This window comes from Binatus sp. (SeqCode) (genome assembly GCF_036522015.1).
Taxonomy (GTDB): domain Bacteria; phylum Desulfobacterota; class Binatia; order Binatales; family Binataceae; genus Binatus.
Map to the genome: position 1 here is coordinate 1 of NZ_DATDGQ010000370.1, position 12,474 is coordinate 12,474.

The following is a 12,474-nucleotide window of genomic DNA, read 5'->3' on the forward strand; positions in this document are numbered from 1 at the left end:
CACCAAATCCACCATTTGATCGAACGGCACTTCGTCTTCGAGCGCGGCCTTGCGTCCGATTTCAGGATTGCCGCCGGTGCCGCGTCCGCGGGTAATTTCGTCGCCGATCTGAATCCGCAGCGGCGCATGATTATTCTGCAGCGCCTGGATGTCGGTATTCACGGCGATGAAATCGACGTTGCGCAGCCCCACATTGATCATGTGGTTGACCGCATTGCCGCCGCATCCACCTGCGCCGATTACCTTGATCCTCGCGCCCGGGTCGGGATTACTCACCAACTCAATCATCACAGATCCTCCTACACCACTTACCGGCAATGTTTGTTGCCCAATTAATTTGTTGCTCCGGCGACTTCTCAAAAGAAGTCCCTCACCCAATCGCCAAGTCGCGAGCGCAGCCGTCCCAGCCGACCCGCTTTTCCAACTCCGTTGCCAATGCCGCCCGCCGCGCTCTGGTACAGCAGCAAGCCGGCCGCCGTCGTGAACATCGGCTTCATCAGTTCTTCGGGGAGTCCCTTCAGGTTGATCGGAAGTCCGCGCCGCACGGGCACGCCGAAGATGCGCTCGGCCAGTTCCTGCGTGCCCTCGAGCAGCGAAGTTCCTCCGACCAGCACGATGCCCGACGCGAGGCCGTCCGATACGCCGGAGCGCAGCAGCTCGCGCTGCACCATCGTGAAGATCTCTTCCATGCGCGGCTCGATGATTTCACCGAGCAGCCGCCGCGCGATCACTCGCGGCTCGCGGCCGCCGACACCCGGCACCTGCACCATCTCGTCGCGGCGCACGACCTGGTTGGTCGCGACGCCGAAGGTTATCTTGAGCCGCTCCGCGTCGGAGATCGGGGTGCGCAATCCCGCCGCGATATCGCTAGTGAGATGATTCCCGCCGATTGGCAGCACGGCAGTGTGCATCACCGCGCCGCCGTGAAACACGATGATGTCGGTAGTGCCGCCGCCAACGTCGATCAGCGCGACTCCCAGCTCGCGTTCCTCCGGAAACAGCGCTGCGTCCGCCGACGCGAGCGGCTGGAAAACCATCTCCGACGGCGTGACGCCCGCGCGTTCGCAGCACTTGGTGAGATTTTGTCCATAGCTCTGCGCGGCGGTGATGATATGGATGCGCGCCTCGAGCCGGACGCCCGCCATTCCGTACGGCTCGCGCACGCCCTCCTGCTCGTCGACCGCGAACTGTTGCGGCAGAATATGCAGCACCTGCCGATCGAGCGGGATTGCGACCGCGCGCGCCGCATCGATTACTCGATCCACGTCGCGCGAACTGACTTCGCCGCCGCGCACTGCGACAATCCCGTGGCTGTTGAGGCCCTTGATATGCGGTCCCGCAACGCCGACCACGACCGAGCCAACGCGCACGCCGGAAGTTCTCTCCGCTTCCTCGACCGCAGCTCTGATCGCATCGACCGTCGCCTCGATATTAACCACGACGCCCTTGCGCAACCCGGTGCATGGCGCGATTCCGAAGCCGAGCGTCGCCAACTGACCGTCGGGCAGCGACTCGCCGACGATCGCGCAAACTTTGCTGGTGCCGACGTCCAGGCCTGTGAGCAGATTTCTCATCGCGTCACCGGCTCCCCGCCCGGCTGAAACAAAACTTTGCGAAGCCCGCTCTTGTGTTTCGAATTCTTATTTTCGGCCGCATGCAGGCGTACAACCGCGAGCCCCGGCGTGGTCAAATCGAGCGCGGCGATCAGGTTCTCGCGGCCTTGCCATTGCTGCCGAACTTTGATCGCGCGCTGAATTTCCGTCGTCGCGCGATCGAGATCAATCACCACCTCGGTACGCTCGCGCTCGAGGAAGAGCGACGCCGTGCCGTCATCACCAACGTGCATCTCCGAAACAATTTCCGAAAGTTGCGCCTCAGCGCGCACTAACTCCGCCGCATAGTCGACCATCTGCGATCCGCGAGCGTCGTCGAGCGCGGCGCCGCTAAGCACCGGCAGATCGCCCTGCTTTTCGGGAGATACCGGTCCGCGAAGCTCGCCGCCGCTGAACAGCTCGTAGAATCCGTCGCGACGCTCGACGATCGCGATCGCACCGTCACGCATGTCGCCGGCTGAAATCGCGGCCGCGCCCGGTCCGTGTCCTGCGCGATGGTAAATTCCTGTGCGCCCGGCCCACTCGACCAGCACCGCAGTGTAGTTCGCCGCGGTCGTGCGCACGGGCGCGAGCGAATCGATGAGTTGATCGCGATATGAGCTGAGACTTGCGGACGCCCGGAGCGTGACGGCGCGGCCGGCCGTGCTGAACCCCGTCATCACGCCCAACGCGAAAAATGCGCAGACCACCAGCCCGCCCATCCGCGCGCCCCATCCAGCCACCGCTTTATTTCCACCGCGAACCGGCACCCCACCACCTCAGTGAAAAATCCAAATCGCGCGTCACCAGTCGCCGACCAGCCTAACCTCCGGTTCGAGCCAGACACCGCTCTGCTCTTTCACCTTGTTGCGCGCCATGTCGATGAGCGCGCGCACGTCGGCGGCCTGAGCGCCGCCAAGGTTCACAATAAAATTTGCGTGCTGATCCGAAAACGCCGCACCGCCGAGTCGCGTCCCCTTAAGTCCCGCACCCTCCAACAGCTTCCCGGCGAAGTTACCGGGCGGGTTCTTGAAGATCGATCCAGCATTCGGAACACCGCGCGGCTGACGCATCGCACGCTTTGCTTTCAACTCCGCGACCCGCGCCATCAGTCTTTCGCGATCGCCGTGCGCAAGCTCGAAATCGACGCGCGTAATTATGAAATGATTCGGCAACTCGGTGCGCCGGTACGCGAACTTCACATCGTCCTTCGTCAGCGCGAGCGCGTCCCCGGCTTCGGTGACGCCGTGCACCAAAGTCACCACCTTCGCGATTTCGCCGCCGAACGCGCCCGCATTCATCACCAAACCGCCGCCGACCGTGCCGGGAATGCCTTCGCCGAATTCGAGCCCCTCAAGACCCCGACCGACTACTACCTCGACCAGGGCACCGAATGCGGCGCCAGCGCCCGCAACGACTTTTGTGTCGTCAATTTTTATTTTTCCGAAGCCATCGCCGAGCCGCACGACCAGCCCGCGCATCCCGCGATCGCTTACCAGCAGATTCGTACCCGCGCCGAGGCAGAAGCACGGCACGCCCGCGCGGTACGCGGCGGCCTTGGCATGCATCAGTTCGGTTTCGTCTTCGACGTTGACGAACAAGTCCGCGGGTCCTCCAATCCGAAATGAGGTGAGCTCCGCGAGTGGCATCGCGGCGCGGATGCGCTCGCCGAATCTCGCGCGCAGCTCGCCTTCAAGCGCCTTCATGAACTTTGACCTCGGCGCTGAGCGCGTTCAGAATTTCACCGCCTGTCTTGTAGATATCGCCGGCACCCAGGGTCGCGATCACGTCGCCTGCGCGCGAGGCCGCCGCAATTCGCGCTGCGGGATTTTCCTCGGCGCCCAGGTAATGCACCTCGAGATGGCCGCGGGCGTGCAGCGCTTCGTAAAGACGCCGCGACGAAACGTCGGCGATCGGCTCCTCGCCGGCCGGATATACGTCGAACAGGTAGAGCACGTCGGCATCGTCGAAAGCGGACAGAAAATCGTCGAACAAATCGCGCAGCCGCGTGTACCGATGCGGCTGAAAGACCGCCACCACCCGGCGCTTGAACGACGCGCGCACCGCGGCCAGCGTCGCGCGCACCTCGGCCGGGTGATGGGCATAGTCGTCGAGCACGATGCGTCCCGCGGCTTCACCCTTGATCTCGAACCGACGGCTTATTCCGCCGAACTTTGCCAGCGCCGCCGCCGCGCGCTCGAAACTGATTCCGACTTCCATCGCGACAGCGATCGCCGCGAGCGAATTCAGCGCCACATGCACTCCGGGCGTCGGTATTGTCACTCGCCCGAGATTTTCGCCCTTGCGAACGACCTCGAAGCGAGTCGAAAGGCCGTCGATCACGATTTTTTCGGCGCGCAGGTCAGCATCCTGCGCAACGCCGTAGGTCACCATTGGTTTGCGAATCGAGGCCATCAGCCCGCGCACGTTCACGCTGTCGATTCCGAGCACCGCCACGCCGTAGAACGGCACGCGATTGATAAAGTCCGCGAAGGCCTCACGAACTCGATCCATCGTGCCGTAATGATCGAGATGCTCAGGATCGATATTCGTCACCACCGCGATGGTTGGGAGCAGCAGCAGAAATGACGCGTCGCTCTCGTCGGCCTCGGCCACCATGAAATCGCCGCGCCCCAGACGAACGTTGGTGCCCGTATTGCGAATATTTCCGCCGACCGCGACGGTAGGATCGAGATCCGCCTCTTCCATGATCAGCGCGATGAGGCCGGTGGTGGTGGTCTTGCCGTGAGTGCCCGCGACCGCGACGCCGAGCTTCGCCATGCGCAGCAATTCGCCGAGCATCTCGGCCCGCGCGATCACCGGAATTTTCATCTCGCGGGCGCGCGCGACTTCGGGATTCGAAAATTTTATCGCCGACGAGATCACCACTGCGTCGATGCCGCCGCCGTCCTTCAGATGCGCCGGATGATGCCCCTGGCTGATCTCCGCACCGAGCGACGCGAGCCGTGTGACGGCAGCCGACGGTTTCAGATCGCATCCGCTGACGCGCATCCCGAGCTTGATGCACAGCTCCGCAATTCCGCTCATGCCGGCGCCGCCGATGCCGACAAAATGCAGCCGCCGCTGACGCGTCAATAGGCCATTTGCGAGCAGTTCACTCATGCCGCCGCGCGCTCCGCAACTTCAAAACAAATTTTTGCGATGTGACGAGCGGCGTCAGGATGCGCCTCCTGATGCGCCCGCACACCCATCTCGTCCAATCGCGCCGGATTCCGAATCAACGCTTCAAGTTCGCGTGCGAGGTTGGACGCCAACTGATCGTCGTCGCGAACCATTATCGCCCCGCCGCGCTTTTCAATCACGCGCGCGTTGTGCACTTGTTGCAAATCCTTGTGGAAAGGATACGGCACGAAAATGGCAGCACGCGCGCCAAGAACAATGTCGGTAACCGTCATCGCACCTGAGCGTGCGATAACCAGATCGGCCCGATGCAATGCGGTGGCGACGTCGTCGATAAACGGCACGACCTCTGCCGCGAACCCGATTTCGCGGTATGCACTCCTCACCAACTCCTCATCCGCCTCCCCGGTCTGGTGCACTACGGTCAGATTTATAACACTTTTTCCATAGATTTTGAAAGCCCCTACGACGCCAATATTCAAGCGATGCGCTCCGGACGAACCGCCTAAAACAAGGATTTGTAATTGATCACTATCCCGGCTCAATCGGTCAGGCAGATATCGGAAGCGGGTGGGATTGCCGGTTACAACCACTTTAGTAGAACTGAAATAACTGGCACCGTCGCCGAAGCCGACACAGATTTTCTTCGCGAATCTCGACAACGTCCGATTCACGAGACCGGGACGAGTATTCTGCTCCATCAACACCAACGGCGTACGCGTCAGAATTGCCGCCGCGCCCATCGATGCCGACGCGTATCCGCCTGCGCTCACGATGATGCTGGGACGAAAACGCCTGACGAGAGACATCGCGAGGCCAATCGCGCGAACGAATTCCAGCGACGCGCGCGCCCGCTCAAGCGCGCTATGTCCGCGAATTCCATGCATCTCGAATAATTCGTACTTGTAGCCGCTCTTCGGCAGCCACTTTGCCTCGAGCCCCGCGCTGGTGCCGACGAACAGCACGTCGAGAGCGGGACGCTCGCGCATCATTTCCTCGCCGAGCGCGACCGCCGGAAAAAGATGGCCGCCCGTTCCTCCGCCTGCGATTATCACCTTCATCGCACCGCCGGCCGGCGCCCGAGCGCGAGTAGCGCGCCCAACGCCGCCATCGCGATGATGATCGAAGTGCCGCCATAACTCAGGAATGGCAGCGGCAGCCCCTTGGTCGGGATCAGACCAATCACCACCGACATGTTGATCAACGCTTGAATCGAGAGCAGCGCGGTCAGTCCCACCGCGAGCAAGCTCGCGAAAGGATCGGGCTCGTCATGCGCGATTCGCATCCCCCGAAACAGAATCACCAGGAACAGCGAGATCACGACAGCGGCACCGATCAAGCCGAACTCCTCACCTACTACCGCGAAGACGAAATCAGTGTGCGCCTCCGGCAGATAGAACATCTTCTGGCGTCCGGCGCCGAGACCGACGCCCCATTTCCCGCCCTCGCCCAGCGCGATGAACGATTGCACGAGTTGAAAGCCCGCGCCGCGCGCGACTGACCACGGATCGAGAAAGGTTGTCATCCGCTTCATGCGATACGATTTTGCGACCGCCTGGAATGCCAACAGGACCAGAGCGCCTCCACCGGCGCCTGCAAGATGCTCCCAGCGCGCGCCCGCGGCCCACAGCATCGCGAACAAGATCAGCGCGATCATCACGGTGCTGCCGAAATCCGGCTGCTTCAGGATCAACAGAGTGATCGGCCCGACGATCAAAAATACCGCGAGCGGTCCGTGCTTGAACTCGCGGATTCGCGCCTGCCGCTTACTCAGGAAATCCGCGAGGAAAAACACCAGCGCAAATTTTACCAGCTCGGACGGCTCCGCGATCACCGGTCCCAGCCGGAGCCATCGGCGAGCGCCGCCTTTCATCAGCCCGAGGCCCGGCACGTAGAGCAGCGCGAGCATCACGATCGACCCGATGAACAGCGGCATCGCGATTCGCCGCAGACCCGCCAGCGAGAATTGCGACAGCAGCATCAGAAACACGAAGCCGACCGCGATGTGCGCCAGGTGAAGCTTGAAAAAATGAAACGCGTCGCCTCGCTTCTCGATACCGAGAAAGTAAGTCGTGTTCAGCACCATCAGCAGGCCGAGCAACAGCAGCACCGCCGCCGGCAGCCACAGCCACGGGTCGGGGCGGCGGTAACTTACCGCGTCAAAGCGCCCGAACCAGCTCTTTATATACGTTCCCACGTTCCGCATAGTCCTTGAATTGATCGAAGCTCGAGCAGGCCGGCGACAGCAGGACAGTGTCTCCCGGCCGTGCCGCGCGCGCCGCATGTTCAACCGCTTCCTTGAGAGTCGCCACCGATTCGATTTTCGTCGTACCTTCGAGCGCCGCCGCCATCTTGTCGCGCGCGGCCCCGTTCAAAATCGCAAGTTTGACTTTTTCTTCGAATGGCCGCCGCAGCGGCGCGTAGTCACCGCCCTTGTCGAGACCGCCCGCAATCAGAATTATCGGCGCGGCGAGCGCGTCGATCGCTTCGACCACCGCGCCGACGTTGGTCCCTTTCGAATCGTCGATATAAGTTACGCCACCGTTCTCATGCACAACTTCAATCCGATGCGGCAGCCCTCGAAATGACGCGAGGGCGCGTTCGATTTCTTCCGGCTTGACGCCCAGCGCGAGCGCCGCTGCCGACGCCGCCATCGCATTGGAAATGTTATGCCGCCCGCGCAGACGAAACTCTTTGAGGCTGATGCGTCCGGCCTTCGATTGGTCGAAGTCAAAGGCTAGTGCATTTGCCTTCTCGTCGAACCAAATTGCCAGTGTGTCGCTGCGGCGATGCACGAGACTGAACTCGATCACACGCGAGCGCACGCCCTTCGCGAGCTTCCACACATCCGGATCATCGCGATTCAGAATAGCGTAGTCCGAAGCCTGCTGGTTCTCGAACAATCGCGCTTTCGCACGTCCGTAATCCGCGAGATCCCTGTAACGATCGAAATGATCGTCGCTCAGATTCAGATGCACGCCGGCGCGCGGACGGAATTTCTCAATCCACTCGAGTTGGAAACTCGACACCTCGACGACCGCGACGTCCCATCCGCCGCCGACCGCATCTATCAGCGGAGTGCCGAGGTTGCCGCCGACGAAGGTGCGCCGTCCCGACGCTTTCAGAATCTCGCCAAGCAGCACGACGACCGTGCTCTTGCCGTTGGTGCCGGTGACTGCGGCGATTGGCGCGTCAAGGAAGCGGCTCGCGAGTTCGATTTCACCGATCACCGGAATTTTTCGCTCGGTCGCGGCGCGCAGCAGGACGGAATCGCGCGGTACTCCAGGACTGGTGACCACCAACTCGACATCATCCACCCAGCGCGCATCTTCGGCACCGAGTTTCACCGCGCCGGGCGGCAACTTGTCGCGATCGATGTCGACGCGGCGGTCGGTCATGACGAGTTTCGCGCCGCGCGAGGCAAGGAACCGCGCCGCGGCAACTCCGCTCACCCCGAGTCCTACGACCATCACGCGTTTGTTCGACAATTCCATCGATTCAACGCAGCTTCAGCGTGCTGAGCGCGACGAGAGCGCAGACGATCGATACGATCCAGAATCTGATAACAACCACGGTCTCCGGGATTCCCTTGAGTTCGAAATGATGGTGCAGCGGCGCCATCAGGAAAAAACGTTTGCGCGTCGCCTTGAAATAGTAACGCTGAATGATAGTTGACGCCGCCTCCGCGACGAACACTCCGCCCGCGAGTACCAGCGCGAGTTCCTGCTTGCATAGCACCGCGACGGTGCCGATCGCGCCACCAAGAGCCAGCGCGCCCACGTCGCCCATCATCATCGAAGCCGGGTAAGCGTTGAACCACAGAAAGCCGAGCGACGCGGCGAACACCGAGACGCAGAAAATCGCGACCTCGCCGACGTTCGCAATGTACGGGATCTGCAGGTAGCTGGAGAACTTGATGTTACCGGCGACATACGTGAACACCCAATACGTCAGCGCCACCGTCATCACCGGCCCAATCGCGAGCCCGTCGAGTCCGTCGGTCAGGTTCACCGCATGCGAGCATCCCACGATCACGAGCATCGCGAACGGGATGTAAAACCACACGTGCAGGTCGGGATGCGCGTTCTTCAAAAACGGCACCGTCAGATGCGTGTCGAAACCGAGATAGAGAAACAGCCACGCCGCCGCGATGAACGCGCACGAGAATGACCACACCAGTTTGGCCGGGCCGGAGAGGCCGAGTCCTTTGCCACGCGTCAGTTTGAAGTAGTCGTCGCTGAAACCGATCGCGCCGAAGGTCAGCGTAACGAAAATCGCGATCCAGACGTACGGATTCAGAATGTTGGCGAGCAACAGTGTCGCCGCCAGCATCGACGCCACGATCAGCAACCCGCCCATCGTCGGCGTGCCGGCTTTCTTCTGATGCGCCTGCGGAACGACGTCGCGAATGGTTTGCCCGATGCGCAGCTCGCGGAAGCGATTGATTAGAATAGGTCCCAGAGCCAGCGACAGCGCGAGCGCCGCCAGTCCGGCCAGGACCGAGCGCAGAGTCTCGTACCGGAGCGCATTGAAGCCGGAGTAATATCTGTGGAGCGGGTAGAGCAGCAGGTAGAGCATCGCGGCGCTCGCCGAGTCTCAACTATGCCCGTCGCCGAGTTCTGCGGCGAGCTCGCGGACCACGACCCGATCGTCGAAAGGGAGTACGCGGCCCGCGACCAACTGGTAGTCCTCGTGACCCTTGCCAGCGATCAACACCGCGTCGCCCGCGGCCGCGATTCGCAGCGCAATTGCGATCGCCGTGCGGCGATCCGGCTCGACGATATATCCGCCGGTCGTCGATGAATCATTGCTTCGCGTACGGCCCGCCGCGACCAGTCCCGTTTCGACCTCGGCGATTATCGCCAGTGGATCCTCGCTGCGTGGATTGTCCGACGTCAGCACCGGGATATCGGCCAGACGTCCCGCAATCTCACCCATGATCGGACGCTTGCCGCGGTCGCGATCTCCGCCGCATCCGAACACGCAAATGATCCTGCCGGCGCGCAAACGTCGAAGCGCGGTCAGCACCGCCTGGAGCGCGTCGGGCTTGTGCGCGTAATCGACAAGCACCGTGACCCCCGGTTTCGCTTTCGTTGGCACCACTTCGAGTCTGCCGGGGGCCCCTGGGCATCGCCGCACACCATCCGCCACCGCATCCATATCGACACCCAGGGCCGCCGACAGAGCCGACGCGCCCAGGATATTGAGCAAATTGATTTCGCCGATCAGGGGCGATTCGATTTCGATTTTTTTACCGAGCACCGACAGCGTCGCGCGAATCCCGCTCAGGTCCGCGTCAAATCGTTCGGGATGCGCATCGAGCGACTGGTCCATCCCGAAACTTATTCTCGATCCCTTCAATACTCCGAGCACGCGCCGCCCGAACGGATCGTCGCCGCGCACCACTGCGACCGTATCTGCGCGCTTGCTGCGCGGTAAAATTTCGGTGAAGAGCCGCAGCTTCGCCGCGAAGTAGTCTTCGATCGTCGCGTGATAGTCGAGATGGTCGCGTCCGAGGTTGGTGAACATGCACGCGCGGAAGTTCATTGCCTCGACGCGTCCTTCCGCGATGCCCTGCGACGACACTTCGGCCACCGCATGTCGCACGCCCTCATGCTCCATCTGCGTCAGTGCAGTTTCGAAGTCGATTGACTCGGGCGTGGTAAGTCCGCTGTAGACCTTCTTTCCGCCGATGAAAATTCCAATCGTGCCGATGATCCCCGTCGGCATGCCGGCGGCCTCGAAAATCGACGCCAGGATATAACTGGTCGTGGTCTTGCCGCTGGTTCCGGTGATGCCGATCAAATCGACGCGCTCGCTCGGCGCGCCGAAAAATCGCGACGCGGCCGCGCCCATCAGCAGGCGCGGCCGCTCGCTCCCCACCAGGGTCACGGCGGGGCGCGCTGTTCCACCACCCCATCCTTCCACCACCACAGCGCGCGCCCCACGGCTTAATGCATCGTCAATGTCGGCCCGGTTCCGCGTCGCGTCGCGGGCCGTCGAGAAGTAAAGATGACCGGGCCTCGTCTGTCGCGAGTCATAGCTGAGGCCCGTGATTTCCACGTTCAGGTCGCCGTCGATTCGACGGACGTCGAGTCCTTCGAGCAATTCGCCAAGTTTCACTTTCGCCTGACGGGCGATACACCGCCGCCACTGAAATACGATGCGGGCACGACGTCCGCGTCCGCCGCGGTGTCGGCTCCGCTGTCCGGAACAATCGCAGCCAGAGTCAATTTCACTGTCGCATGATTGAGCGGAGTGCCCGCGTCCGGCTCTTGCGCGACGACGTAGCCGCCGCCATGTACGTCAACGTTGACGCGCGAGACGCGCGCCAATTCCATCGCGCGCCGGAGACTCAGTCCCGCGAAATTCGGTGTCGCCCGCGTCAGCTTCGAACCGGTGAGCACCGGGAGATAGTCGTCAGGATCTGCGGTCGTTGCAGCGGGAGTTTTGCCACTCGAGTCTTTGCCGAAATCGGGCATGGGAATCATGCTGGCCTCAGTCGGCGCCGTGATATTCAAGTCGCGGACCGCGCCCTGCGCGATTTCGCTGAACACCGGCGCCGCGATCAAGCCGCCGAAATGTTCGTGGCCGACGTCGTACAGCGCCACCAGGATTAGCAGCCGCGGATCGTCCGCCGGCAAGAATCCAACGAACGACGACACGTGCCGATTCTGATAGTAGGTGCCGTTTTCCGGGTTCACCATCTGCGCCGTGCCAGTTTTGCCCGCGACGATAAATCCGTCAACGCGCGCCTTCGCCGCCGTGCCGCCGTCGGACATCACGACGTTGCGCAGCAACAAATTCATCTGATGCGCAATGTCGGGCGCGATCGCTCGACGCATCACCTGCGGCGTATGCGTCAAAATCGCGTGCCCCTCCGCGTCGTACGCAGCTTTCACCACGTATGGCCGCACAATATTCCCGCCGTTCGCGATCGCCGCGTATGCCACCGCGAGCTGGATCGGGGTGACCGCCACGCCCTGGCCGAAGCCGTGATTGGCGAGATCGATTTCCTTCCATCCAGCAGGCTTGCTCAGCAATCCGCCTGCTTCGGCCGGCAAATCGATTCCCGTACGCGATCCGATTCCGAAAGCGCGGAGCCCTTCGTAGTAACGCTGCGAACCGAGCGTCAAGGCAATCTTCGAGGCGCCGATATTCGACGACACTTCGATTATCCCGCCGAGATTCAACCATCCGTGCGGGCTGTGATCATGAATCGTGTGCCGGTCGATCGTGAAATGCCCGTTTTCGCAAAAAAATTGCTTGTCGGTCGTAATCGCATGATCGGCCAGCGCAATCGAGCCGAGAATTCCCTTCATCGTCGAGCCAGGCTCGAACGCGTCCTCGACTGCCGGGTTGTGCAGGCGGTCGTGAAGGTTGGCGCCATCAGCGCTGACGTTCGCCATCGCCATTACTTCGCCGGTAAACGGATCGAGCACGATCACGCTGCCACGCTTCGCGCCGCTCGACTTCACTTCCGCGGCCAGCTCGGTTTCGGCGAGCGATTGGATCGATGAGTCGATAGTCAGCTCGAGTTGCGCGCCCGGCTCCGGGGCCTTGAGTGCCAGCGGGCTGTCGAAAATCGGATGCCCCTGCGCGTCGTGATCGAAGCTCAGCTCAACCGCCTCCCCCCGCGCAATCCGGTCGTATTGCAGTTCCAATCCGGAGAGCCCCTGGCCGTCCATCCCCGCCAACCCCACCACCGACGCGGCCAGGTTGCTCTCCGGATAAAACCGTT

The 12,474-nt window shown here is 62.1% G+C and carries 10 protein-coding genes and 1 pseudogene; all 11 read right to left on the minus strand.

What is annotated here, in order from left to right; all coding sequences use genetic code 11:
- Positions 1-288 (minus strand): annotated as a pseudogene (locus VIW95_RS15835) (cell division protein FtsZ); the annotation flags it as partial.
- Positions 289-356: 68 nt separating this feature from the next.
- Positions 357-1,574 (minus strand): cell division protein FtsA, encoded by a 1,218-nt coding sequence (gene ftsA / locus VIW95_RS15840; protein ID WP_331588297.1) that lies wholly within the window; start codon positions 1,572-1,574, stop codon positions 357-359.
- The gene (locus tag VIW95_RS15845; protein WP_331588299.1) at positions 1,571-2,335 is read right to left on the minus strand and encodes a cell division protein FtsQ/DivIB; all 765 of its coding nucleotides are present in this window, start codon (positions 2,333-2,335) and stop codon (positions 1,571-1,573) included. Before VIW95_RS15845 ends, ftsA begins: the two co-directional genes overlap by 4 nt.
- A gap of 60 nt (positions 2,336-2,395) precedes the next feature.
- The gene (gene murB / locus VIW95_RS15850; RefSeq protein ID WP_331588301.1) at positions 2,396-3,298 is read right to left on the minus strand and encodes a UDP-N-acetylmuramate dehydrogenase; all 903 of its coding nucleotides are present in this window, start codon (positions 3,296-3,298) and stop codon (positions 2,396-2,398) included.
- The gene (murC, locus tag VIW95_RS15855) at positions 3,285-4,715 is read right to left on the minus strand and encodes a UDP-N-acetylmuramate--L-alanine ligase (RefSeq protein WP_331588304.1); all 1,431 of its coding nucleotides are present in this window, start codon (positions 4,713-4,715) and stop codon (positions 3,285-3,287) included. The genes murB and murC overlap by 14 nt, the downstream gene beginning before the upstream one ends.
- A complete protein-coding gene (murG, locus tag VIW95_RS15860; protein WP_331588306.1) occupies positions 4,712-5,794 on the minus strand; it encodes an undecaprenyldiphospho-muramoylpentapeptide beta-N-acetylglucosaminyltransferase in 1,083 nt (360 codons plus the stop codon). The genes murC and murG overlap by 4 nt, the downstream gene beginning before the upstream one ends.
- Entirely contained in the window at positions 5,791-6,930 is a 1,140-nt protein-coding gene (gene ftsW, locus VIW95_RS15865; RefSeq protein WP_331588308.1) for a putative lipid II flippase FtsW, read from the minus strand. The genes murG and ftsW overlap by 4 nt, the downstream gene beginning before the upstream one ends.
- On the minus strand, positions 6,893-8,227 hold the full coding sequence (gene murD, locus VIW95_RS15870) for a UDP-N-acetylmuramoyl-L-alanine--D-glutamate ligase (protein ID WP_331588310.1): 1,335 nt from the start codon (positions 8,225-8,227) through the stop codon (positions 6,893-6,895). The genes ftsW and murD overlap by 38 nt, the downstream gene beginning before the upstream one ends.
- Positions 8,228-8,231: 4 nt before the next feature.
- Complete coding sequence (gene mraY, locus VIW95_RS15875; RefSeq protein WP_331588312.1) at positions 8,232-9,311, minus strand: phospho-N-acetylmuramoyl-pentapeptide-transferase; 1,080 nt, start codon at positions 9,309-9,311, stop codon at positions 8,232-8,234.
- Positions 9,312-9,329: 18 nt separating this feature from the next.
- On the minus strand, positions 9,330-10,856 hold the full coding sequence (locus VIW95_RS15880) for a UDP-N-acetylmuramoyl-L-alanyl-D-glutamate--2,6-diaminopimelate ligase (protein ID WP_331588314.1): 1,527 nt from the start codon (positions 10,854-10,856) through the stop codon (positions 9,330-9,332).
- Positions 10,853-12,474: penicillin-binding transpeptidase domain-containing protein (locus VIW95_RS15885; protein WP_331588316.1), on the minus strand; the 1,622-nt coding region annotated here is incomplete at its 5' end. The genes VIW95_RS15885 and VIW95_RS15880, both read right to left, overlap by 4 nt.

Coding starts and splice junctions, on each gene's coding strand:
- ftsA (WP_331588297.1), bottom strand. CDS start 1,574: ATGAGAAATCTGCTCACAGGCCTGGACGTCGGCACCAGCAAAGTTTGC.
- murB (WP_331588301.1), bottom strand. CDS start 3,298: ATGAAGGCGCTTGAAGGCGAGCTGCGCGCGAGATTCGGCGAGCGCATC.
- murC (WP_331588304.1), bottom strand. CDS start 4,715: ATGAGTGAACTGCTCGCAAATGGCCTATTGACGCGTCAGCGGCGGCTG.
- murG (WP_331588306.1), bottom strand. CDS start 5,794: ATGAAGGTGATAATCGCAGGCGGAGGAACGGGCGGCCATCTTTTTCCG.
- murD (WP_331588310.1), bottom strand. CDS start 8,227: ATGGAATTGTCGAACAAACGCGTGATGGTCGTAGGACTCGGGGTGAGC.
- mraY (WP_331588312.1), bottom strand. CDS start 9,311: ATGCTCTACCTGCTGCTCTACCCGCTCCACAGATATTACTCCGGCTTC.